This window comes from Enterococcus sp. AZ040, assembly GCF_050499185.1.
In the GTDB taxonomy this organism is placed as follows: domain Bacteria; phylum Bacillota; class Bacilli; order Lactobacillales; family Enterococcaceae; genus Enterococcus_D; species Enterococcus_D entomosocium.
Genome location: NZ_JBMHEW010000001.1, coordinates 1,242,387 through 1,266,665, shown reverse-complemented (window position 1 = coordinate 1,266,665; position 24,279 = coordinate 1,242,387). Strand labels below are relative to the sequence as shown.

At 42.2% G+C, this 24,279-nt stretch carries 19 protein-coding genes; 1 reads left to right on the top strand and 18 read right to left on the bottom strand.

Annotated elements, in window-relative coordinates; genetic code table 11:
* Positions 1 to 83 precede the first annotated feature (83 nt).
* The 6 genes from IGK63_RS05855 to parE form a co-directional block, all read right to left on the bottom strand.
* The gene (locus IGK63_RS05855; protein WP_034872210.1) at positions 84 to 893 is read right to left on the bottom strand and encodes a DUF1803 domain-containing protein; all 810 of its coding nucleotides are present in this window, start codon (positions 891 to 893) and stop codon (positions 84 to 86) included.
* An 88-nt stretch (positions 894 to 981) separates the two neighbouring features.
* Positions 982 to 1,911: a manganese-dependent inorganic pyrophosphatase gene (locus IGK63_RS05850; RefSeq protein WP_008379685.1), complete on the bottom strand. Its 930-nt coding sequence runs from the start codon at positions 1,909 to 1,911 to the stop codon at positions 982 to 984.
* Between the two features lie 94 nt (positions 1,912 to 2,005).
* Positions 2,006 to 2,761, bottom strand: coding sequence for a pyruvate formate-lyase-activating protein (gene pflA, locus IGK63_RS05845; protein WP_008379682.1), 756 nt, complete (start codon positions 2,759 to 2,761; stop codon positions 2,006 to 2,008).
* 104 nt (positions 2,762 to 2,865) lie between these two features.
* The gene (gene pflB / locus IGK63_RS05840) at positions 2,866 to 5,094 is read right to left on the bottom strand and encodes a formate C-acetyltransferase (protein WP_008379680.1); all 2,229 of its coding nucleotides are present in this window, start codon (positions 5,092 to 5,094) and stop codon (positions 2,866 to 2,868) included.
* A 270-nt stretch (positions 5,095 to 5,364) separates the two neighbouring features.
* Entirely contained in the window at positions 5,365 to 7,827 is a 2,463-nt protein-coding gene (gene parC, locus IGK63_RS05835; protein ID WP_005236805.1) for a DNA topoisomerase IV subunit A, read from the bottom strand.
* 11 nt (positions 7,828 to 7,838) lie between these two features.
* Positions 7,839 to 9,866: a DNA topoisomerase IV subunit B gene (gene parE, locus IGK63_RS05830; RefSeq protein ID WP_034872209.1), complete on the bottom strand. Its 2,028-nt coding sequence runs from the start codon at positions 9,864 to 9,866 to the stop codon at positions 7,839 to 7,841.
* A gap of 284 nt (positions 9,867 to 10,150) precedes the next feature.
* Between parE and plsY the strand changes: the two genes are divergently transcribed.
* Complete coding sequence (gene plsY, locus IGK63_RS05825; protein ID WP_008379676.1) at positions 10,151 to 10,789, top strand: glycerol-3-phosphate 1-O-acyltransferase PlsY; 639 nt, start codon at positions 10,151 to 10,153, stop codon at positions 10,787 to 10,789.
* A gap of 52 nt (positions 10,790 to 10,841) precedes the next feature.
* Here plsY and IGK63_RS05820 read toward each other — a convergent pair whose 3' ends face one another.
* From IGK63_RS05820 to ylqF, 12 genes are all read right to left on the bottom strand, one after another.
* On the bottom strand, positions 10,842 to 11,717 hold the full coding sequence (locus IGK63_RS05820; RefSeq protein ID WP_008379674.1) for an aldose 1-epimerase family protein: 876 nt from the start codon (positions 11,715 to 11,717) through the stop codon (positions 10,842 to 10,844).
* 11 nt (positions 11,718 to 11,728) lie between these two features.
* A complete protein-coding gene (codY, locus tag IGK63_RS05815) occupies positions 11,729 to 12,520 on the bottom strand; it encodes a GTP-sensing pleiotropic transcriptional regulator CodY (protein WP_005236817.1) in 792 nt (263 codons plus the stop codon).
* 13 nt (positions 12,521 to 12,533) lie between these two features.
* A complete protein-coding gene (gene hslU / locus IGK63_RS05810) occupies positions 12,534 to 13,931 on the bottom strand; it encodes an ATP-dependent protease ATPase subunit HslU (protein WP_005236820.1) in 1,398 nt (465 codons plus the stop codon).
* Positions 13,932 to 13,945: 14 nt separating this feature from the next.
* Positions 13,946 to 14,488: an ATP-dependent protease subunit HslV gene (gene hslV, locus IGK63_RS05805; protein WP_005229630.1), complete on the bottom strand. Its 543-nt coding sequence runs from the start codon at positions 14,486 to 14,488 to the stop codon at positions 13,946 to 13,948.
* 22 nt (positions 14,489 to 14,510) lie between these two features.
* Positions 14,511 to 15,449: a tyrosine recombinase XerC gene (xerC, locus tag IGK63_RS05800; protein WP_005236822.1), complete on the bottom strand. Its 939-nt coding sequence runs from the start codon at positions 15,447 to 15,449 to the stop codon at positions 14,511 to 14,513.
* Between the two features lie 196 nt (positions 15,450 to 15,645).
* Positions 15,646 to 17,082 carry a flotillin family protein gene (locus tag IGK63_RS05795; protein WP_016613227.1) on the bottom strand — a complete coding sequence of 479 codons (1,437 nt, stop codon included), beginning with the start codon at positions 17,080 to 17,082 and terminating at the stop codon, positions 15,646 to 15,648.
* Positions 17,083 to 17,095: 13 nt separating this feature from the next.
* On the bottom strand, positions 17,096 to 17,521 hold the full coding sequence (locus tag IGK63_RS05790) for a hypothetical protein (RefSeq protein WP_008379668.1): 426 nt from the start codon (positions 17,519 to 17,521) through the stop codon (positions 17,096 to 17,098).
* A 119-nt stretch (positions 17,522 to 17,640) separates the two neighbouring features.
* The gene (gene trmFO, locus IGK63_RS05785) at positions 17,641 to 18,942 is read right to left on the bottom strand and encodes an FADH(2)-oxidizing methylenetetrahydrofolate--tRNA-(uracil(54)-C(5))-methyltransferase TrmFO (protein WP_016613226.1); all 1,302 of its coding nucleotides are present in this window, start codon (positions 18,940 to 18,942) and stop codon (positions 17,641 to 17,643) included.
* Positions 18,943 to 19,094: 152 nt separating this feature from the next.
* Positions 19,095 to 21,173 (bottom strand): type I DNA topoisomerase, encoded by a 2,079-nt coding sequence (gene topA / locus IGK63_RS05780; RefSeq protein ID WP_016613225.1) that lies wholly within the window; start codon positions 21,171 to 21,173, stop codon positions 19,095 to 19,097.
* A gap of 142 nt (positions 21,174 to 21,315) precedes the next feature.
* Positions 21,316 to 22,194: a DNA-processing protein DprA gene (gene dprA, locus IGK63_RS05775; RefSeq protein WP_008379662.1), complete on the bottom strand. Its 879-nt coding sequence runs from the start codon at positions 22,192 to 22,194 to the stop codon at positions 21,316 to 21,318.
* Positions 22,195 to 22,262: 68 nt separating this feature from the next.
* Entirely contained in the window at positions 22,263 to 23,027 is a 765-nt protein-coding gene (locus IGK63_RS05770) for a ribonuclease HII (protein ID WP_016613224.1), read from the bottom strand.
* Positions 23,011 to 23,877, bottom strand: a complete 867-nt coding sequence (gene ylqF / locus IGK63_RS05765; RefSeq protein ID WP_016613223.1) for a ribosome biogenesis GTPase YlqF — start codon at positions 23,875 to 23,877, stop codon at positions 23,011 to 23,013. The genes IGK63_RS05770 and ylqF overlap by 17 nt, the downstream gene beginning before the upstream one ends.
* Between the last annotated feature and the right edge of the window lie 402 nt (positions 23,878 to 24,279).

The window sequence follows — 24,279 nt, the reverse complement described above, 5'->3', positions numbered from 1 at the left end:
AAGAAAAAAAGCTATTAGAATAACATCTAACAGCTTTGTAATATTCAGAAAATTTAAAACAAATAACATAATTATTAGAAATCTCAATTATCATTGAAAAAAAACGTGTTGTATGAACCTGCTTTTTTCGCTAAGTGAGCGAGCACTGATCGTTGCAAGAAAATATCCTTTTCAGCAGATGGATAACGGCCGTTTTTTAGATTATCACAATTTATTTCTTCCAGCAAGAAATCTAGCTCGGAACTAACGATTTTCAACTGTTGAAGCGATTCTAGAAAAATACTCGGACGCACTTTTTTGTTTTTACGGATACGTTCAAAGATGACACTTACTTGATCTAAGTAATAGACCGGATCGACATCACCGATCAAATCCATTAGTTCGTCATAAACCGATAGATTTTGCAGCTGGCGATTTGCTTCAAAAAAAGCCGGCAGCGTTGGTGGCCATGGCGCTTCTGCGTATGAGATCATCTGAAAACTTTCATGGGCCAAGGAATAAACAATCCCCTGCTCCACCTCCTGCAAACAACCATAGAAGTATTTATTTTCATTACTTAATGTCGCAAAGTTTTTGAGAAAACCAGCGATTTCTTGTGTTGACCAATCAAGGGCATCTTGATAAAAACCGTCACTTTCTTGCAGCTGCTTTTGATCTTCTTCAGTATAAACAGGAAAACCTAAAAAATAGCGTCGATTTTGGCGGATGATCAAAGCTGATGCGATCAGACGGTCAAGGGTTTTATCAAATGACACCTCTGGAAACTTCGCTTTTAGCTCTCGTAGTGTCGGCGGTTCCTGACAGCTTAAAAGCACATGAACCAAATCATGGAATTCAGAAGATGCCAGGATCGGTTGCAACGAACGATAATGGGGACTATAAAAAAATTTCACTGTGTGTACTCCTTATTAAAAAAATCATGAAAAATGCTGGCTTGATCTACCAAAACAGATCTCACCAGCACTCTGACATTTATCCTAATTATCCTTCGAAAACCGCTGTTAATTGAGGAACGATTTGTTTTTTACGAGAAACAACGCCAGGTAAAAAGGCACGATGGTTCGTTAATGTCGTTTCAAACGCTGCTTCTACTGGGGCAATTGGTTCACCAACAACTAATAGCTCAGAATTACTGTCTAAGATATCAGTAGCAACAAGCAAGAACAAATCATAGCCATTTGCTGACATTGATTCTTTCATGGCAGCTTCCAATTCTGCTTGACGGTCAAAGACCTCTTTTAGGTCGACTGTATTGACTTGTCCGATACGGATGTTTTTCCCGCCCATTGGGAAGCTTTTTGCATCAAGATCCAGCAATTCTGCGGCTGATTTCGTTCCAAGATTTGTGCCGGCTTTCAACATATCCAATCCGTATGCTTCCAGTTCAACACCTGCTAAAACCGCTAATTCTTTTGCTGCCGCTACATCTTCATCGGTACATGTTGGCGATTTGAACAACAATGTATCGGAGATGATCGCTGAAAGCATGATTCCTGCGATCGCTTTTGGAATTTCCACTTGATTTTCTTTGTATAACTTCAATACGATCGTACTGGTACAACCAACAGGTTCTGCACGATAATACAACGGATTGGCTGTCTCAAAGTTAGCAATACGGTGATGATCAACCACTGCCAACACTGTAACATCCGCAATATCTGCCGCACTTTGCTGAAACTCATTGTGATCCACCAGCATTACTTCTTGTGTTTCCTTAGTTACTGAATCGATTACACGAGGAGCAGCCAGGCTAAAGGTGTCTAGTGCAAATTGTGTTTCTTCATTCGGTGTACCTAGCGCCACCGCTTCACAGTCTTTCCCAAGTTGATTTTGTAAGTTTGCAAAGGCAATCGCTGCACCAATAGCGTCGGTATCAGGATTTTGGTGACCGAATACTAATATTTTCGACATTTCTTCATCGCTCCTATTTCAATTGATATTCACTTTCTAATCATAGTAAAAAAACAGGAAAGAAGCAATAGCAATCTCTTCTTTCCTGTTTTGATCAACGGGTTAAGTAGCCTTTATAGTCATCTACATGGAGCAAACGTTTGGCATTTTTCACCCGATCTTCGGTTGGTGGTTCGATCCCTTCAAGGGGATATTTCAAGCCTAGCTCATCCCACTTGTATTTCCCCATCGTGTGATAAGGTAAGATCTCAACTTTATCGACATTCTTCAACGTCTTGATAAATTCATCCAAACGGATCAAGAAGTCATCATAATCGCTTCTAAAAGGAACCAGCACATGACGAATCCAGACGGGCTGATTGATCTCTGAAAGATAATTTGCCATATCCAAAATATTATCATTGGATTGGGTGGTCAGCTCTTTATGGGCTTTGTTATCGATATGTTTGATATCAAACAACAGCAAATCAGTCACAGTCATCAACTCTTGAAACTTACTGAAAAAAGGCTCTTCTCGTGTAAATGGTTTTCCGCAAGTGTCCAGTGTTGTGCTGACCCCTTCTGCTTTGGCTTTGCGAAACAGATCGATCAGAAAGTCCATTTGAAGTAACGGTTCCCCACCACTAACGGTGATCCCACCTTTTTGTCCCCAGAATTCGCGATATTTCAACGCCTCTTCTAAGACGTCATCGGTCGTTCGTTCGATACCCGTGCCAATCTTCCAAGTATCTGGATTATGACAAAACTGGCAACGCATGCGGCATCCTTGCATGAATACAATAAAACGGATACCTGGTCCATCTACTGATCCAAAACTTTCTGTTGAATGTACTTGTCCTGTTACTGCCATAATGCTCTTCCTTTCTTCGAAACGACGGATAACCATGCTCCGTCTGATACTCTCAAAACAAGAGGCGGCGGATTTTCCCGTCCGCCGCCTGAAGTTGTTGCTTATTACATTGCTTCGTGCATTGTACGAGCAATGACATCATCTTGTTGTTCTTTGGTTAATTTAATGAAATTAACCGCATAACCAGAAACCCGAATCGTTAATTGTGGGTATTTTTCTGGGTGAGCTTGCGCATCAAGTAATGTATCACGGTTAAATACGTTGATATTTAAGTGGTGACCACCTTTTGCTGCATAGCCATCTAGCATTGTTGCTAGGTTTTCTTGTTGTGTCTCATCGTCACGACCTAATGCTTTAGGTACGATTGAGAAGGTGTTTGAAATACCATCTAATGAGTAATCATATGGTAATTTCGCAACTGACGAAAGACTTGCTAATGCACCATGCGTATCGCGGCCATGCATTGGGTTTGCACCTGGAGCAAATGGTGCACCTGCACGACGTCCATCAGGCGTGTTCCCTGTTTTCTTCCCATAAACCACATTAGAAGTGATTGTAAGGATCGAAGTTGTATGTTTTGCATCACGATATGTTTTTGTGCGTTTTACTTTCTTCATGAAAGCTTTCAACAAGTTGACTGCGATATCATCTACACGGTCATCATTGTTTCCGTATTTAGGATAATCGCCTTCGATTTCGTAATCTTCAACAATGCCGTTTTCATCACGAATCGTACGAACTTTGGCATATTTAATCGCTGATAATGAATCAACTGCAACAGAGAAACCAGCGATACCAGTAGCCATCGTACGTAGAATATCTGTATCTTGGAGCGCCATTTCAATGCGTTCATAAGAATATTTGTCATGCATGTAATGAATGATGTTCAATGTGTTCACATACAGATCACAAATCCAGTCCATCATTGTGTCATATTTTTCCATTACTTCGTTGTAATCCAAGTATTCAGAAGTAATTGGTTGGAATTTTGGTCCAACTTGTGCTTTTGATTTTTCATCGACCCCACCGTTGATTGCATACAACAATGTTTTCGCTAAGTTGGCACGAGCACCAAAGAATTGCATTTGTTTCCCGATGCGCATTGCGGATACACAACAAGCGATTCCGTAATCATCGCCCCAATGTCCACGCATCACATCATCGTTTTCATATTGAATCGCTGATGTTTGGATCGACATTTTCGCACAGAATGTTTTGAAGTTATGAGGCAAACGTGTTGACCATAAAACAGTCAAGTTTGGTTCTGGTGCTGGACCTAAGTTTGCTAGCGTGTGTAAGAAACGGAAGCTGTTTTTTGTTACCATGTGGCGTCCATCTTCACCCATACCAGCGATTGACTCAGTTACCCAAGTTGGGTCACCAGAGAACAATGCGTTGTAATCAGGCGTCCGAGCAAATTTCACAAGACGTAGTTTCATGACAAAATGGTCAACGATTTCTTGTGCTTCTTCTTCAGTGATCACGCCATTTTTTAAATCGCGTTCAACATAAATATCAAGGAAAGTTGACGTACGTCCCAATGACATTGCCGCACCATTTTGCTCTTTGATGGCTGCTAAGTAACCAAGATATAACCATTGGAATGCTTCTTTCGCCGTTTGAGCTGGTTTAGAAATATCAAATCCGTAAATGTTTCCTAATTCTTTCAATTCGCTTAAAGCGCGAATTTGTTCACTTAATTCTTCACGTTGGCGGATAATGTCTTCAGACATGGTTCCGTTTCCGCAATACAATAGGTCTTGTTGTTTTTCTTTGATCAAGAAATCCACTCCGTATAATGCAACACGACGGTAGTCACCAATGATCCGGCCACGGCCGTATGCATCAGGAAGACCTGTGATTACACCAGAACGACGAGCTGCTCTGATTTCAGGTGTATAGGCATCAAATACCCCTTGGTTATGTGTTTTACGGTAGTCGCGGAAAATGTGAGAAACTTCCGCATCGATTTCATAGCCGTAAGATTCTGCTGCTTGTTCTGACATGCGGATGCCGCCAAATGGTTGCAAGCTGCGTTTAAATGGTTTTTCCGTTTGGAAACCAACAACTGTTTCTAAGTTTTTGTCTAAGTAGCCAGGTCCATGAGAAGTAATCGTTGAAACGACTTTTGTATCCATATCCAATACGCCGCCAGCTTCACGCTCTTGCTTGTTCAGTTCCATGACTTGATCCCATAGCTTCGTCGTTGCTTCAGTAGCATCTGCTAGGAATTCATCTGTTCCGTCATAAGGTGTGTAGTTTTCTTGGATGAAGTCGCGTACGTTTACTTCTTCTTTCCAAGTTTTTCCTTTAAATCCATTCCATTGTTCCATCTGATGGACCTCCTTAAATTTTCTGTTCACTAATGTAACAGCTTTACGTGAACAGTATAACACACACCCTAATGATTGCAAGTGTTTTCAAGAATTATTTTGAACAATTTAGTTTTTTTTAAGATTTTTATTATTAAAAACGTTGATTTATAAGCATTTATCAAATGTGAATCTTTTATTAAAGTGCGTTTTTCATTAATGTGAAAGATTAATTAAGAGGCAAAAAAGCAACCATTCTGTACTGGTACAGAATGGTTGCTTTGTTATAATTTATAGTACAGAATCCTCTGCGATTGCAGGACTGATTTGTGTTTTCACTTCGTAGATTTGCCCCCCTGTTTTCTCATCCATGATAAATGAGCCGTTGGAGGTCCGATCATTGATCGGGATTTGATTCGTGATGACTTCAAAGGCTTGTCCTTTTTGGTTGGTTACCAGTAGCTGCTGGTTCTCTCCATTCCCCATATAGACTACGCGATGAGGGTTTTTCTTCAATTCCCGTAAGACCATCAATCCACGCTTCGCCCGTCCTAATTGGGTGATCTCTTGGGCTAGCATGCGTTTTGCTGCGCCACGTTGGGTAATCAGAACGATCGGTGTATCCCCTTCTGAATAAACTAACAACCCATTGATAAGATAATCATCCGCTTTAAGGTTCATCGCTTTGACCCCAGCTGCTTTTGGTCCCACAACGGGCACTTCATTAAGCGAATACCGTAAGCCAAAGGCAAGATGACTGACTAAAAAGACATCCATTTCTTCTGTTTGATCAGTCAAAAAGACATTGACTAATTCATCTGATTCATCTTTCAGCTTCATGATCGTCATTGGCCGTGTCTTATAGGTGCGCCAAGGTTCAAATTCCGTCATTCGTGTTTGTTTAATCATGCCGTTTTTACTGATCAGCACAAAGTTTTTCAACGGATCGATCTCTTTGTAGGCAAAGACCCCAATGATCATTTCATCTTGCGCCAGTGTCATAACCGTTTGCGAAATATGTTCGCCTAGATCTTTCCATTTTAAATCAGGCAATTCATGAACCGGACGATAGATCGTGTTTCCTTTATTGGTTACCAATAACAGATGATCCAACGTATTCATTTGGTTGCTGTAAAGTAAAGAGTCGCCTTCTTTCATGCCGATCTCTTCTGGTTTTGAGGCACCGTAAGAACGCAAACTGCTGCGTTTGACATAACCGTCTCTTGTGACTGTCACGACGACTTCTTCTTGCGCGACTAAAACTTGTGTTTCGATCTTGATTTCTTGAATTTCGGCTTCGATCTCAGTCAATCGCGGTGTCGAATATTTTTTCTTGATCTCCCGCAATTCCTTTTTGATCACTTTCAGTAATTCACTTTCCTCATTTAAAATCGTTGTCAATTCAGCGATCGTTTCAGCAAGTTCTTTCGCCTCTGCTTGCAATTGTGTGATATCCGTATTGGTCAAGCGGTACAACTGTAAGTTCACAATGGCTTCTGCTTGCTCTTCCGTAAAACCGTGCTGAACAACCAGATTGTTTTTGGCATCTTTTTTGTCTTTACTGCCGCGAATGGTGGCGATCACTTCATCAAGAATCGATAAAGCTTTGATTAACCCATCGACGATATGCTGTCTCTTTTGGGCTTTTTGCAGTTCAAAACGACTGCGTTTTTCGATCACTTCACGCCGATGCTTGATGTAGCTTTCTAAAATCCGTTTCAAACCGACTTGTTGGGGGCGCATATTGTCGATAGCCACCATGTTGAAGTTGTAGTTGATCTGCAATTCGGTATTTTTAAATAAATAATTTAAAATTCCTTGTGCATTTGCTTCTTTTTTCAGCTCGACAACGATCTGCAAACCAGTACGGTCAGTTTCATCACGCACTTCAGCAATCCCGTCGATCCGTTTATTCAAACGAATCTCATCCATTTTTTTGACTAGATTGGCTTTATTGACCTCATAGGGAATCTCATTGATAACGATTTGCTGCTTGCCACCTTTGATGTCTTCGATCTTGGTTTTCGAACGCAGGATCACTTTGCCTTTGCCTGTTTCATAGGCTTTTTTGATTTCTTCTTTCCCTTGTAAAATCCCTCCTGTTGGAAAATCAGGGCCGGGAATATACTTCATCAGCTGATCCAAAGAAGCTTGCGGATGGTCGATCAAATAGACCGTTCCATCAATGATTTCCCCTAAATTATGGGTGGGAATTTCCGTTGCATACCCAGCTGAGATCCCAGTTGAGCCATTGACTAACAGATTTGGGTATTTTGCTGGTAAGACAGTTGGTTCTTTTTCGGTATCATCAAAATTCCACACCAATTCGACGGTGTTTTTTTCGATATCTTTTAACAGCTCACCGCTTAATTCTGAAAGTCGTGCTTCGGTATAACGCATGGCAGCTGGCGGATCACCATCCATACTCCCGTTGTTTCCGTGCATTTCAATCAAAATCTGACGCAATTTCCAGTCTTGGCTCATGCGGACCATTGCTTCATAAATACTCGAGTCACCATGGGGATGAAAGTTCCCCATGATATTCCCGACTGATTTCGCTGATTTGCGGAAGCCTTTGTCATACGTATTGCCGTCTTGGTTCATGGCGAACAAGATGCGCCGCTGAACCGGTTTTAACCCATCACGAATATCTGGCAATGCCCGTTCTTGAATAATGTATTTGGAATATCGACCGAAGCGATCTCCCATCACTTCTTCCAATGTCAATTCTTGTATATTGCTTCTGTGTTCCAAGAGACCACCTCCTATTCCTTAACTAAATGTTTGCTTTCTGCTTGTTCGGTATCCATTAACTTTTCATCAACTAATTCCGGTACCGTATCTTCTTTTTTATCCAAAATACTGCCATCTTCTTCTAAACTGAATTGAACATGGCTTTCGATCCACTTCCGACGAGGTTCTACCTTGTCCCCCATCAGTGTGGTGACACGGCGTTCTGCTTGGGCCGCATCATCGATTCTTACCCGAATCAGCGTCCGCGTTTCTGGGTCCATCGTCGTTTCCCACAATTGATCGGCATTCATTTCCCCCAACCCTTTGTAGCGCTGAAGCATATAGCCTTTACCGATTTTTTGGGTCAGTTTGCTTAGTTCATCATCCGTCCAAGCATATTCGACTACTGCCTTTTTCCCTAACCCTTTAGACACTTTATACAAAGGTGGCAAAGCAATGTATACTTTTCCCGCTTCGATCAAAGGTTTCATATACCGGTAGAAAAACGTTAAAAGCAGCACTTGGATGTGCGCCCCATCGGTATCCGCATCGGTCATGATAATGACTTTGTCATAATTGCAGTCTTCAATCGAAAACTCTGGGCCAACACCGGCACCGATAGTATAGATCATGGTATTGATCTCTTCATTTTTCAAAATATCCTGCATCTTGGCTTTTTCTGTATTGATAACTTTGCCTCGTAACGGTAAAATCGCTTGGAACTTGCGATCACGGCCTTGCTTCGCTGACCCGCCGGCTGAGTCCCCCTCCACCAAATACAATTCATTTTTCTTAGGATTACGAGACTGAGCAGGCGTTAATTTTCCAGAAAGCAGTGACTCACCTTTTTTGCGTTTCTTTCCTGTGCGGCTTTCTTCTCTCGCCTTTCTGGCAGCTTCACGGGCCTCTCTTGCTTTGATCGCTTTACGAACCAGCATTTGACTCATTTCACTGTTTTCTTGCAGGTAATAGCCTAGTTGCTCGCCAATCACATTGTCTACAGCATTTCTTGCTAAGGGTGTTCCTAATTTCCCTTTGGTCTGCCCTTCAAATTGCAAAAGATTTTCTGGAACACGGATCGACAACACGGCCGCTAAGCCTTCACGAAAATCACTACCTTCAAGGTTCTTATCTTTTTCCTTCAACAAATTGACCTTGCGGGCATATTCATTGAAAGCTTTCGTCATTGACGTTTTCATCCCCACTTCATGGGTACCACCATCTTTGGTACGTACATTGTTGACAAAGGACAAGACATTTTCCGAATAGCCATCATTGTATTGAAAGGCAAGTTCTACCTCGATTGCTTCTTTGGTACCGGAAAAATACACCACCTGGGTCAAGGTATCTTTTTCTTCATTTAAATAATCAACGAATTCTTTGATGCCTTCTTCATATAAAAAAACTTCATGAATTGGTTCTTCCCCACGTTCATCCGTCAGGGAGATTTTGACCCCTTTTAGCAAGAAAGCCGATTCTCTTAAACGTTCTGCGAGAATTTCATAGGAGAATTTGGTTGTTGAAAAGATCGTGTCGTCAGGTTTAAAGGTGACTGTGGTTCCAGTTGGTTTACGAGTTTTGCCGATTTTTTTCAAAGTACCCGCTGGTTTCCCACCGTCTTTGAAGCTCTGTTTGTATTCGATGCCATCACGAACGATGACTACTTCCAGCCAGCTGGATAGAGCATTTACAACACTGGCACCAACCCCATGAAGGCCGCCAGAAGTTTTGTAGCCTCCTTGGCCAAACTTCCCGCCGGCATGTAGCACTGTGAAGATCACTTCAACAGTAGGGATTCCCGATGCATGTGTCCCGACCGGCATTCCTCGCCCGTTGTCTCGAACACTGATACTATTGTCTTTGTGGATCGTAACATCGATTTCATTGCCGTATCCTGAGAGTGCCTCATCAACCGCATTATCGACGATTTCATACACTAAGTGATGTAAGCCGCGGCTATCGGTCGAGCCGATATACATTCCTGGCCGTTTTCTTACTGCTTCTAGGCCCTCTAAGACCTGAATGGAAGCATCATTATATTCTGTGGTTTTCTTTGCCAAACCCACCGCTCCTTTAATCTTGATCAGTCCTTTTTTACTGCTGAAAGGACTGCAAAAAAAATCTTAACACAAAATACGCTTTTTTCAAGCGAACATTTTTCTAAACTATCTTATCCTTTTTCCTTTGTTTGCACAAGCTAGAGTCACAAAATGGCTTGTTTGTGTTTCACAGCTCCGAGGAAAGCTGTTTTTCTTCTTTCCCTGACTAGCGAAAGATTTTCTTATTGTTGGAAAGGCGTTTTCATGCTAAAATTGCCCTAGCCTTGCAAAGAAAGTTGGTTATTATGAATACGATTCTTTTATTTATTGTTGCTTACCTTTTAGGTTCGATCCCCTCGGGTGTTTGGATTGGCCAATTGTTTTTCAAAAAAGATATTCGCCAATTCGGCAGCGGCAATACGGGAACGACCAATACATTTCGCGTTTTAGGAAAGAAAGCCGGGATCGTTGTTTTATTGATGGATATCTTAAAAGGAACTTTGGCAACCAGTTTGCCTGTCCTCTTTGGTCTCCATACCGTCAATCCGCTCTGGTTTGGGGTCTGCGCGATCTTAGGTCATACCTTTCCGATCTTTGCCAAGTTTAAAGGCGGCAAAGCGGTGGCGACAAGTGCTGGGATGCTCTTAGGATACAATCCGCTCTTTTTCATTTATTCTTCATTGATTTTTGTTATCTGTCTTTATGTGACAAGTATGGTAAGCCTGACCAGTATGATCGCGGCGTGTTTGATCACCTTATCGACGGTCGTTTTGCCTTTTATCGCCCCTGCGATATTGCCTGAGCAAAACTGGTTGCTGACCTTCATCGCGATCGGCGTAACGATTTTTATCTTTATTCGCCATCGCGAAAATATTTCACGTATTAAAGACGGGACTGAAAGTCGGGTACCGTTTGGTCTGAATAAGCGTCAAGCGAACAAATAAGCAGAAGCTGAGAAAAGTGCAATGACTTTTCTCAGCTTCTTTTTGCCTGCTTTTATTTGACTGTGATCGAGTACTTTGTTTCAAATAACTCCTCAGGCGAAAGTGCTTGAATACCCAATTTTTCTGAAAGCTCACCGGAAGCTTCCAGTGTATCTGCGATACCGCACCATGGTTCTATACATAGAAACGGCGATTTTACGGGATACGTGGACCAAAAACCGACATACGGCATATTATTGTAGCTTAACGTAACACTATGAGGCGATTTCTCACTGCGAATCGAGTAGGAATGTAATCCTTTCGTTTCATAAACCAGCGCATCATTTGCAAACATATCGTGGGTCAAGCGCAAATCCGTATTCGTTTGACCGAGTGTGCGTTGTTCATAATCAATATAATTGCCTTTTAATGGCAATTTCACTCGTGATTTTTTTGGAGAAAAAGAAAGGTAGTAGTCTTCAAATGTCAGCCCTTTTTCAAGTGGGACGTTGAATGCAGGGTGTCCTCCAATGGAGAAGAATAGTTCTTTTTGACCGCTATTCTTTACTTGGTATTTGACGACTAAGCCATCACCGCCTAATTCGTAACTGACATACAGCTGAAAATCAAACGGATACTTCACTTTGGTTTCAGTTGAACTTTCTAATAGAAACAAGGCATAGTCTGTACGTTTTTCAACGACAGTAAACACCATGTCTCTGGCAAACCCATGACGGGGCAAATGATAACTTTTGCCCTCATGCTGATAGGTGTCCTCTTTTAAGGCGCCAACAATCGGAAATAAGATTGGCGCATGCTTTCCCCAGTGGTTTGGATCAGCTTGCCAAATATATTCAAGGTCATTGCTTGTATCAACTAAGCTTTGTAGCTCAGCCCCTTTTTCTGCAATTTTTGCTTGCAGATGACCCGCCGTGATGGTAACTGTCATGGTCTCATCTCCTAATATTGATGTTTCGTCAATTCCTCTTTAAAGCGGCTGTTAAGCACTTTTAAATAGGTGCCTTTCATCCCCAAAGAGCGGGATTCTATAATGCCGGCAGACTCTAGTTTACGCAAAGCATTTACGATCACCGACCGTGTAATTCCAATGCGATCAGCGATACTTGACGCGGTCAGACGACCTTCGTCGCCTTCTAATGCCTCAAAGATCGCTTGAACAGCTTTCAACTCACTATAAGAAAGGGTGTTGATTGCCATTTGAACAGCTGTGGTACTGCGAACATCTTCTTCGATACTGCGGGATTTTTGGTACAAGAATTGCATACCAACAACTGTCGCACTGTATTCCGCTAATACCAAATCGTCGTCATCAAAGGACTTATCGATTCTGGAAAGAATGATCGTACCTAAACGTTCTCCTGCACCGTAAATCGGTACGATGGTCGTTAGTCCGTTGGGATACAACTCACGGCCTTCTACAGGAAAAGCGGTCATATCATCACTGATTGGCACATTAGCTTCTGTGGAAGTCAGGTGATCGACTAAATCTGTATAATTTTTAGGAAACTGTTTTTCAACAAACATTTTTTTGATGCGTTCATTATTGACATCATGGTTCTCAACAAAACCTAACACGCTACCGTCAATGCTAATAATATACGCATTGCTGTCTAGGATGTTTCCTAAAATGACAGCCATCTTGTCGTAAGGCAAATCAGAAGCTAAATTAAAGGTGTTTTTTTGCTGCAATAATTCGTTGATTTGTCTTGTCTTTTCTAATAATGTTTTCATTGGTCCACTCCCTTTATAAAATATACCGGCTTAAGTCTTCATCTTTTGCGATGGACGCAAGTTTTTCTTCCACATACGCTTCTGTGATGGTGATTTCACCCATTTGCATCTCAGATGCTTCAAATAATAAGTCTTCAAGTAGTTTCTCTAGAATCGTATGCAAACGACGAGCACCAATATTGTCGGTATCGCGATTCACTTGATAAGCAATTTCGGCAATTTTCTCGATAGCTTCCATCGTAAAGACTACTTTGACATTTTCGGTTCCTAACAAGGCAATGTATTGCTTGACTAAGGCATTGTTGGGCTCCGTTAAAATTTTAACAAAGTCTTCTTTTGTCAAATCATCTAGTTCCACACGAATCGGGAAACGCCCTTGCAATTCAGGGATCAGATCGCTTGGTTTCGACAGGTGGAATGCCCCAGAAGCAATAAAAAGGATATGGTCTGTTTGTAGGGTTCCGTATTTCGTATTGACTTGCGATCCTTCAACGATCGGCAAGATATCTCTTTGCACCCCTTCACGAGAAACTTCTCCTGACTGCTGTGATTTCGAAGATACTTTGTCGATTTCATCTAGAAAAATGATGCCACTAGATTCTGCTAAACGTAATGCTTCACTATGAATATCCGCGTCGTTGACCAGTTTTGAGGATTCTTCTTGAATCAGCAATTCTCGTGCTTCTTTTACGGTTACTGTGCGTTCAATTTTCTTTTGCGGTTTCAATGCTCCTAAGGTTTCATTCAAATCGATCCCCATTTGTTCTAAGCCATTGTTCATCATCGGTGCTTGATTTTTCGGCTCATCGACTTGGATCGTCACTTCCCGGTTGTCTAAAAGGCCCTTTTCTAATTGCTCAAAAATGGCTTGACGGTTGCTGCGAATCTCATCCGTCAATTCTTCTTTTGGCTCTTCTGGTTGTTGTGCGGCGTTGAACATATTCATCATTTGTTCATAAGGATTGGTATTCTTTTTCTGTTCCTTTTTAATACCAGGAACTAAGACTTTTACTAAACGACGGTTGGCTTTTTTCTCTGCTTGGATCCGCACGTTTTTATATTGTTCTTTTTTCACGATTTGGATCGCATTCTCAACGAGGTCACGTACCATCGATTCTACGTCTCGACCGACATAGCCGACTTCCGTGAATTTCGTCGCTTCTAACTTAACGAAAGGTGCATCAACGATCTTTGCTAAGCGTCGCGCAATTTCCGTTTTACCAACCCCTGTTGGTCCGATCATCAAAATATTTTTTGGTGTGACATCTTGTTGCATCTTTTCATCTAATTGCAGCCGGCGGTAGCGATTTCTCAAAGCAACAGCCACTGATTTTTTGGCGTTGGTTTGTCCAACGATGTATTCATCTAACTCTTTCACGATTTCTCGTGGTGATTTGTTTTGGTTTGTCATATCGTCATCCCTCTTTAAAACTCTTCTACAATGATATTGTGATTCGTAAAGACACAAATGTCTGCGGCAATATTCAAGGCACCTTCAGCAATTTCTTTGGCAGATAGTTCACCGCCATAACGTTTCATCGCACGGGCTGCTGCCAAGGCATAGTTTCCACCTGAACCGATGGCTAAGATTCCTTCATCTGGCGAAATGACTTCGCCTGTCCCAGAGACCAAAAGCATCTCCTTATCATTCATGACGATCAGCATCGCCTCTAATTTTTGCATCGACTGCTGAGTCCGCCATTCTTGTGCCAATTCTACTGCAGCTCGTTGCAAATTTCCGTTGTATTCATTTAGTTTTCCTTCAAATTTTTCTTCCAAGGTAAAGGCATCTGCCACACTGCCGGCAAAACCAACGATCACTTCACCGTTGTAAATTCGACGGACTTTCCGAGCGGTTCCTTTCATAACGACCTGTTCTCCCATCGTTACTTGTCCGTCACCGGCCATGGCAAATTTCCCATCTTTTTCAACCGCACAGATGGTGGTTGAATGAAATTCTGACTTCATTTATGTTCCTCCTGTACCAATTTTACGCGCGTGGATGAAATTGGCGATAATTTTTTTGTAAACTGTCTTTGGTGACATGCGCATAAATCTGTGTCGTCGATAGATTGGCATGCCCCAACAATTCTTGAACGGTCCGCATATCGGCGCCGTTGTTTAATAAATGGGTTGCAAACGTATGCCGAAGCATATGAGGATGGATTTTACTGTCTAAACTGCTTTTTCGAATGATTTGATTCAAAACATATTCGATCCCAGTTGCAGTGATCCCGTCACCAAGATGATTCACGAAAAGGATCTCGTGTTCCTTGTTCTGCTTTTCCATCAGCTGTTTGCGTCCTGAGGAAAGATAGCGTTTGACTGCTGCTTGTGCGTAACTACCGAAAGGAACATAGCGATCCTTATTCCCCTTCCCATGGATCAGTAATACGCCACTTTCCCAATCGATTGCCCCCAGTGTGAGACTGCTGCACTCACTGACCCGCAAACCTGAACCATAAAGGACTTCTAACAATGCTTGATTGCGCTGTTGTAGTGGCTCATCGCCAGCAACACTTTGAAAGAGAGCATCCATTTCCTTCTCATAAAAAAAACGCGGCAATTTGGCGTTTTTCTTTTTTAAATGAATGTAGGCGAAAGGATTCTCTTTGACGATCTCATGCTTGGTTAGAAACTGATAAAAAGATCGCAAACTAGCCATTTTACGACTGATGGAATTACGGCTGTACTCTCGTTCCGTCAAATAGCTTAAATAGACGCGAACATCGCGGTATTCCACTGCTAATGGGTCTTCATTGCCAGACTCTTTTAAGAAGTGAAAAAAATCGCCCATATCTTCTTGATACGCTTTTTTTGTCTTTTCCGAATACCCTCTTTCAACAATAAGATAACGAAAAAACTCTTCTTGAAACTGATCTGTTTGCAAATTAACCCCCCTTTTCATGATTCGAAATAACTTTAGCATAGACCACAAAAAAAAACAAATGAATTGTCAGAATTTAATCAATATTTCAAAGTTTAGACATAATTGTGAAAACTTTCTAAGAATCTACGTAAGATTCTTATCTTTGTTCAGAAAGATCCGTTAAATGCGCCAGAAAAACGTACCAGTCCCTCTCCTCAAAAGAAAGAGGGACTGATACGTTTCCACTTATTTGCTTTTATTCGATTGGATCAGTTGTTGGCTGATGCGAACCAGTGCTTTCAGATACAACCTGAACTAGCTCTTTGTTTCCTTGTTTTGTGGACATCGTGTCATTGATTAACCCAACTAAGTCTAATCCGGTTGTCTCTTTGATCGTATCAAAGGTTCGCGCTAAACCAGCTTCCCCCATTGATTGAAGACCATCATTGCCGCCAAAGCTAACCACTTTATCAATATTGCTCAGTGGCGCATTGACCTCTTTCGCGATTTCAGGCAGCACTTTGATGAACTCCATCAAAATACCAGCTTCGTTCAGTTTGGTCAAAGCAATCGCCATCTTTTCACGGCTTTCCGCTTCGGCTTGACCGACTTTTGCGATCCGTTCCGCGTCGGCACTACCTAGTTTTTCAATTCGTTCGGCTTCTGCTTGGGCAGCTAATTTGACTTTTTCCGCTTCCGCTTGTGCTCGTGCGATTTCTCTTGCTTTGTCTGCTAAAGCGTTTTGTTCAACCACATATTTATCCGCTTCGGCTTTTTTACGGACAGTTGCATTCAATTCTTTTTCCGTCAATTCCGCTTGTTTTTCTTGAATCTCGATATTTTTTTCTTGTTCGATCAATTGAACTTTCATTTGTTCGCCGACCGCGATCTGTTCCGCTTTCGCATCCGCAACTTCGCGTTCTTGTTTGTATTGTGCTTGTTTCAATGCCATATCTTTTGTCGCTTCTGCAATTTCTGTTTGGCGACGGATCTCTTCATGCTGTGCCAATTGCTCATTCTCAGCTTGCTTGATTCGAGTTTCTCTTAAGGCATTGGATTCCGCTACTTCGGCATTTTTTTTCACTTCAGCAATCTGAGGGCGTCCTAACGCATCCAAGTAGCCATTGCTGTCGCTGACATCTTTGATCGTAAACGAAACGATCTCCAACCCCATTTTCTTCAAATCCGTAGAGGCAACTTCTTGCACTTGTTCCGCAAAATCATCGCGGTTTTTATAGATGGCTTCTACCGTCATCGTTCCTAGAATCGCCCGTAAGTGACCTTCTAAGACTTCTTGGGCTTCATCTTCCAATTCACCTGTGGATTTGCCTAAGTATTGCTCAGCAGCTGTCTTGATCGACTCGGTACTGTTGCCGACCTTTACAAGCACCGTCGCACTGGCTTTGATCGGTACGCCTTGTTCCGTATAAACTTCTGGTGTCCCAATCTCTAACTTGTGGGTCAATAAACTTAATTTATGGGCTTTTTGAACAATAGGAATCACAAACGTCCCACTGTTTTTTAAGATTTTGATGCCTTCTTTTCCTAAAAACGACCCCGTAACGATCAATGCTTCATCGGGTTTCCCAATGCGATAGCGTATCATCAAAAAAGCGATCAATAAAACAACGAGGACAACACCCCATAAAATCGGATTACTTAAAAAATCTACTGCTGATCCTGTATCCACCATAACGTAACACTTCCTATTCTATAAAATTTTTACTTTCCACCACCAACGCGATCCCTTTTTTATCAAAATCGACAATGATGACTTTGGTTCCGACTGGCAATCGAACATTGTTTTCACGATCTTCTTCCCGAAAAAAACGTGCAGGATAAACAGAACGTGCACCTTGACTCCCTATCTCCATGACTTCGCCGATTGTATCTCCGACAATCTTTTCCGTCAGTTCACCGATCACAAAATCATTGCGACTAATGACATTGCTGCGGTTTTTGTCTGTGATGCGATTGTAAAGCCACATAATGGGACCTAACAGCAAACTAAATAAAACAAAGACAACGAAAATGACCCCGACCAACAGGATCAGCCATCCTAAAAATTGAATTACTGTAGGAAAACGCTGTAAATAGTTTTGAATCAAATGAATCCATTCTCCAATCACCATCTTCACCACCTTCTGTCATTGTTACTGTCTATCATAAGTCACCTTGATTAAAGTTTCAAGACAAATTAAAAAAAAACCTTCTTGCCATTTATTAGTAAGAAGGTGATGACTCATCGCTCTTATAGTTGTTCTTTGGCTTCTTCTAAGGCAGCTAATGCCCGGTTTGCCAATGCTTCATAACGAGATTTTTTATCTCTGATTCGTTCTGGAAGTTCTGGCAGCAAACCAAAGTTGGCATTCATCGGTTGGAAGTGTTTGCCTTCTGCATGAGTGATATAATACGCCATACTGCCAATTGTCGTCTCTTGTGGCATAATGATCGGCGCTTCCCCTTTTGCAAGTTTGGCAGCGTTGATCCCGGCCATCAATCCACTGGCTGCACTTTCAACATACCCTTCAACGCCTGTCATCTGACCAGCAAAAAAGAGGTCTTCACGTTTTTTCGATTGGTACGTTTGTTGTAACAACTCTGGTGAATTCATAAAACTATTCCGATGCATCACGCCGTAGCGCACAAATTCTGCCTCTTCCAAACCAGGGATCATCCGGAATACCCGCTTTTGCTCGCCCCATTTCAAATGTGTTTGAAAACCAACGATGTTGTACAGAGAAGCAGCTGCATTGTCTTGCCGCAGCTGAATCACTGCATAAGGACGCTTGCCGGTTTTCGGATCTTCCAAACCAACGGGTTTCATCGGACCAAACAACATAGTTTTCGGTCCACGGCCAGCCATAACTTCGATTGGCATACATCCTTCAAAGAATTTTTCTTTTTCGAATTCTTTCAAAGGGGCAACTTCCGCATTGACTAAAGCTTCACGAAACGCATAAAACTCCTCTTCGTTCATTGGACAGTTCAGATAGGCTGCTTCGCCTTTGTCGTAGCGTGATTTCAAATAAACTTTATCCATATTGATGGTGGATTTATCGACGATCGGTGCTGCTGCGTCATAGAAATAAAATCCTTCTGATCCGTTAAAAGCTTGGATCGCTTTTGATAAAGGTTCAGAAGTCAAAGGTCCAGTTGCAATCACGGTAATCCCTTCTGGAATTTCAGTGATCTCCTCTTCGATGACAGTGACTAAAGGATGTTCTTTTACACGTTTGGTTACTAACTCTGAGAAATCATCACGATCCACAGCTAAAGCACCCCCTGCTGGAACAGCTGTTTTGTCTGCAGAGGTAATAATGACTGAATCTAAGCGGCGCATTTCTTCTTTCAAAACACCGACCGCATTCGTTAAATTGTTGCCCCGAAGTGAATTCGTACAAACAAGTTCAGCAAAATTATTTGTGTGATGGGCTTCTGTCGATTTCTTAGGACGCATTTCATAAAGCTTTACTGCGACACCTGCTTGAGCTGCTTGCCAAGCAGCTTCGCTTCCGGCTAAACCGGCACCAATAACATTGATTTCTTTCATAGTGCTCTCCTTTTATTTCAAAAGCTCGCCTCTTCTCATAAGAAACTGCTTGTATTAATCAAAAGGACCGGCACTTTCTTTTGTCAGCCAACATCGAGGCTGACCGTTCAAAAGAATGCGCCGATTCTTTTTTTAACAGGGAATCCTGCTAGTTATTTTTGCACATTTTCTTCATAGTCCCCATTGATACACACGACTTGCTTGCCGCCTTTGACTTTCTTCTCGACTAAGTAATTATCACATTTCGGACAATTACGGCCTACAGGTTTGTCCCAAGAAGTAAAGTCACAGTCCGGATAACGGGTACATCCATAAAACAACCGATTTTTTTTCGATTTGCGTTCAACAACTTGGCCTTGGTGACAGACCGGGCACTCAACGCCGATTTCTTTGACGATTGGTTTCGTGTTGCGACAGTCAGGGAAATTACTACAGGCATAAAATTTTCCGTAGCGACCTAATTTGATCACCATTGGATGTCCACAAAGATCACAGTCAAAGCCTGCAGGTTCGTCTTTGATTTGGATTTTTTCGATACTTTCTTCTGCGGTCGTCAATTCTTTTTCAAAGGGACGGTAGAATTGATCGACGACTTTGACCCATTCTTCTTTCCCAGCTTCAATGCTATCCAAGCTATTTTCCATTTCAGCAGTAAAATGCATATCAACGATTTGCGGGAAGAATTCCTCGATCAATGAATTGACGATCTCACCAAGTTCAGTTGGCTCAAAACGTTTTTGTGTCAATTTCACATAATAACGTCGTTGGATTGTTTCCAACGTTGGTGCATAAGTTGAAGGACGACCCACACCGTTCTCTTCAAGGGTTTTGATCAAGGTGGCCTCACTGTAGCGGGCAGGTGGTTGAGTGAAATGCTGTTTTGGTTCGATCGATACGGATTGGACCACATCTCCTTCAACTAACTCTGGCAAAATGTTCTCTTTGTCTTCTTTGCCATCATCGCGCCCTTCCACATAGACCTGCATAAACCCTTTAAATTTGATCTTTGAACCATTGGCAATAAAGATGACACCATTTTGATCCAAGGTAACTTTCATTGTATCCAAAATCGCCGGCGTCATTTGACTAGCCACAAAGCGAGACCAGATCAAGCGATACAGTTTCAGTTGGTCTTTGTCTAAGAATTTCTCCATGGCTTCTGGCGTACGCATCACACTTGTTGGTCTTACCGCTTCATGGGCATCTTGTGCCCCTTGTGCATTCGCGCGTTTTTTGCCACCGTGCGCCGAGAACTCTGAACCATAAGTACTTTCAATAAATTCGGCCGCTTCGCCTTTGGCTGTGTCTGCGATTCGGGTCGAATCGGTACGCATATAGGTGATCAAACCAACGGTTCCTTGTTTACCAAGAGCGATCCCTTCATAGAGCTGCTGTGCGACCATCATGGTTTTCCGCGTTCGAAAGTTCAGTTTACGGGCTGCTTCTTGTTGCAAGCTACTGGTGGTAAACGGTGCCGCCGGGTTGCGTTTGCGTTCTTTCTTTTCAACCTTCGTCACTTGAAACTCTTTACTAGAAAGACGATCGGTGATTTCTTTTATGCTTTCAGCATTCGGTATTTTTTTCTTTTTGCCATCTAGGCCCCAAAAATTGGCTTTGAATTTTTTCGTGGCTTTTTTAAAGTTCCCATCGATGCTCCAATATTCTTCAGGAACAAACTCACGGATCTCTTTTTCACGATCTATAATAATCTTAAGCGCCACCGATTGAACACGGCCAGCACTCAAGCCTTTTTTCACTTTACGCCAAAGGATCGGGCTCAATGAATACCCCACCAATCGATCTAAAATCCGGCGCGCTTGTTGAGCGTCAACGAGATCTACATCGATCGTTCTTGGTTCTTTGAAAGCTGCCTTGACCGCATCCTTAGTGATCTCATTAAAGACGACTCGGTTTTTATCTTTTAAATCTAACCCTAGTAGAAAAGCTAAATGCCACGCAATAGCTTCTCCTTCTCTATCCGGGTCACTTGCGAGGTAGACTTTTTCGGCTTTTTTCGCAGCTGAGCGGAGACTTTTGATCACATCGCCCTTGCCACGGATCGAAATGTAATGCGGTTCGTAGTCATTTTCGACATCAATTCCCATTTTACTTTTAGGAAGATCACGAATATGACCGACACTTGCGACGACTTTGTAATTTCGTCCAAGGTATTTTTCAATGGTTTTCGCCTTTGCCGGCGATTCCACGATTACTAAATATTTATATGCCATATAAAGAATGGCTCCTTCCTGAATTTTTCCTACTATTATATTCTATCAATCAGTGAACCTATCGTATGCAGATGAAACATACAAATCGTAGCTTATCATAGCTTTCAAGAAAAGGTTTGTCAAGGAAGGTTGATTGGAAAAATCAAAAAAAGGCTAACTCCTGTAAAATATCTGACACACTAATCGTACATTTTGCGCCATCTTGAATCAAGTGGTGACAACCTTTTGACTGATCGGAAATCATTTCACCAGGCACTGCAAAAACTTCTCGGCCATTTTCCATTGCTAATTGTGCTGTAATCAAAGAACCGCTTCTTTCTTTAGCTTCAATCACACAGATTGCTTTTGAAATACCGGCAATGATGCGATTGCGTAAGGGGAAGTGATGTCTTTGCGGTTTGGTGTCGTGAGAATATTCACTCAGTACTAGATGTTCTTGACGAATCTGCTGGAACAACGGATACGCAGAAGTAGGATAACAATGTTCCAAACCAGAAGCAATCACGGCAATGGTTTGTCCCCGATTTCTGATGGCTGATTCATGGGCAAAACTGTCGACGCCATTTGCTAATCCACTGACGATCGTATAGTTTTCTGTCACTAAAGGCGGGATCAGCTTTTCGCAAACTTTACGCGCGTAGCGAGAAGCTGTTCTTGCGCCGACAAATCCAATCATGGGCGTTTGCAACAATTGCAGATTTCCTTCGTAAAATAGTAATAATGGTGGGTCCGCAATTTGTCTTAAAAGCATCGGATACTCCGCTGAAAAGAAGGTGAGGTAGTTTTGTCCCCCCATCTTTTGTGTGATATGCTCTTCTGTCATTTGCTCCCACGATCGGCGAAAGACCGTCCTATGCTGTGGAAGGACGCCGATGGCAATCATCTCTTCCAACGAACAACGCATTTCTTTTGTTTCCAGCCAATGCCAAATAATCTTCCAGCAACCTTGCAGACCGATTCCCTGACAGTAGTACAGTTTTATCAACTGTTTTTCAAAATCTGTTGCTTGTTGATATTTCATAAACAAAGCCCTCTTTTCTTAGTGATCTTACTTATAAGATTCGCTAAAAAAAGAGGGATGGATGAAATTTATAGGTATTGTTTAACTGGGGCAAAGGTTTTTCGATGAATAGGGCAAATTCCATGGGCAGCTAACCCTTCTAAATGAACTTTGGTCCCATACCCAGCATTTTGATCAAACCCATAAAAAGGATACACATCATGAAAATCTTTCATTAAATTGTCACGATAGACTTTGGCAATGATACTTGCTGCGGCAATCGAAATGGAGCGGGCATCGCCTTTGATCAAGCTTTGTTGAGGGATGTCGGTCTCGATCGTCATCGCATCAATGAGCAAATGTTCCGGCTTGACCGCTAAGTCGATCAAAGCTTCTTTCATCGCCAGGCGGCTCGCTTGATAGATATTTATCCGATCGATTTCTTCAGGACTAACCACACCGATACCGACAGCAACGGCTTTATTTTGAATTTCGATAAACAGTTCTTCTCTTTTCTTCGCAGAAAGCTGTTTTGAATCATTCAACCCCAAAATCTGGCATTCCTTAGGCAGAATCACCGCAGCTGACACCACGGGTCCTGCTAAAGGTCCGCGCCCTACTTCATCTAAACCGGCGATAAAACGGGCGCCTTGTCGAAATGCTTCGTTTTCAAAACGCATCATTTCTTCATATTTCTCCCGCAAAAGCTGCTTTTTGACTAATTGTTTCTCATATTGTTGCAACAGCTTTTGGACCCCCGCGCGTTCATCTGCTAGCAATTCCTGCAAAAATGCCGGGTCATTAAAGGTTGGATCAAATAATCGCTCTTTGATTGTCTTAATCGATTGTTTCATCTTGACTTTCCATTTCCTCCACTCGATCTAGTGTGTAACGGCCTAATTTTCCTTGCCGAATGTCAAAGACAACAAGTTCGCTTCCTCGATCATAATTGTCTTTATAGCCACGTTTTTCCGTGATCTTCATTAAAAGGTCTGGCGCTAATAACGCCTCTTCCTCCGCCTTTAATTGGTAACGATTGGCGATTCTTTCAGGATAATAACGAGCGAAAAAATCAAGTCCATACAATGCGATATCATCCAAATGGATCAGCTGGTCTTTGATCGCTCCGGTCAATGCCAGCTTCTTGCCGATCTCTGGATCTTCAAATTTTGGCCATAAGATCCCGGGCGTATCTAGCAGCTCTAGATCAGTCCCAAAACGCAGCCATTGCTGCCCTTTGGTCACACCAGGTTTATTGCCCGTCTGAGCAATTTTCTTCCCTACTAAGCGGTTCATCAAGGTTGATTTTCCGACATTCGGGATGCCGATCACCATCGCCCGAATCGCACGGGGCTTCAATCCTCTGGCTTTGTCACGGGCGATTTTTTCCTTCAAGACTTGCTTAGCCGTCGGGACAATCGCTTTAACACCTTGATTGTCTTGGGCGTTGATCGCCAATGCTAAATAGCCTTGTGCTTGGAAATAATGCTCCCATTTTTTGGTTTGAACGGGATCTGCTAGATCCGCTTTATTGATCAAGATCAATCGTGGTTTTTGCTGTAATAATTGGTCCAGCATGGGGTTGCGGGATGAGATCGGCAAGCGTGCGTCCACGAGTTCAAAAACGATATCCACGAATTTTAATTTTTCACTTACTTCACGTCTGGCTTTCGCCATATGGCCTGGAAACCATTGAATGGTCATTTGAACGTTTTCCTCCTTGGTACTTCTTCGAATTGGTAAAAAGACAGTAATGTCTAAATCCCTGCAGTATATACCTGACAAGAACAAGGACTATTTGCTCTAAAACCATCAGAGAAACTAGTCACACTGGGCATTTTGCCAAAGTTGCTTTAGGACAATGTTCTTGTTCCAACCTCGTGCATAGGTAAAGCTTTCAGCGCGATTCTCATGCGTCATACGCGCTTTCTCGCTTTTAAATTTTGGGGAAGTGATTGGAAAAAGCTTGTCTACCCACTCATTCTTCCTTTTTTCTGACACCTTTACCATTAGACCGACTGCTTTTTACTACCTTTTATCTTCGTTATTGTACCATATTTCACACGACATGTTTCGTTCTGAGTAAGGTTAACAAGTCATTTTCTA

Coding starts and splice junctions, on each gene's coding strand:
- IGK63_RS05850 (WP_008379685.1), bottom strand. CDS start 1,911: ATGTCGAAAATATTAGTATTCGGTCACCAAAATCCTGATACCGACGCT.
- pflA (WP_008379682.1), bottom strand. CDS start 2,761: ATGGCAGTAACAGGACAAGTACATTCAACAGAAAGTTTTGGATCAGTA.
- pflB (WP_008379680.1), bottom strand. CDS start 5,094: ATGGAACAATGGAATGGATTTAAAGGAAAAACTTGGAAAGAAGAAGTA.
- plsY (WP_008379676.1), top strand. CDS start 10,151: ATGAATACGATTCTTTTATTTATTGTTGCTTACCTTTTAGGTTCGATC.
- IGK63_RS05820 (WP_008379674.1), bottom strand. CDS start 11,717: ATGACAGTTACCATCACGGCGGGTCATCTGCAAGCAAAAATTGCAGAA.
- codY (WP_005236817.1), bottom strand. CDS start 12,520: ATGAAAACATTATTAGAAAAGACAAGACAAATCAACGAATTATTGCAG.
- hslU (WP_005236820.1), bottom strand. CDS start 13,931: ATGACAAACCAAAACAAATCACCACGAGAAATCGTGAAAGAGTTAGAT.
- hslV (WP_005229630.1), bottom strand. CDS start 14,488: ATGAAGTCAGAATTTCATTCAACCACCATCTGTGCGGTTGAAAAAGAT.
- xerC (WP_005236822.1), bottom strand. CDS start 15,449: ATGCTAAAGTTATTTCGAATCATGAAAAGGGGGGTTAATTTGCAAACA.
- IGK63_RS05795 (WP_016613227.1), bottom strand. CDS start 17,082: ATGGTGGATACAGGATCAGCAGTAGATTTTTTAAGTAATCCGATTTTA.
- IGK63_RS05790 (WP_008379668.1), bottom strand. CDS start 17,521: ATGGTGATTGGAGAATGGATTCATTTGATTCAAAACTATTTACAGCGT.
- trmFO (WP_016613226.1), bottom strand. CDS start 18,942: ATGAAAGAAATCAATGTTATTGGTGCCGGTTTAGCCGGAAGCGAAGCT.
- topA (WP_016613225.1), bottom strand. CDS start 21,173: ATGGCATATAAATATTTAGTAATCGTGGAATCGCCGGCAAAGGCGAAA.
- dprA (WP_008379662.1), bottom strand. CDS start 22,194: ATGAAATATCAACAAGCAACAGATTTTGAAAAACAGTTGATAAAACTG.
- IGK63_RS05770 (WP_016613224.1), bottom strand. CDS start 23,027: ATGAAACAATCGATTAAGACAATCAAAGAGCGATTATTTGATCCAACC.
- ylqF (WP_016613223.1), bottom strand. CDS start 23,877: ATGACCATTCAATGGTTTCCAGGCCATATGGCGAAAGCCAGACGTGAA.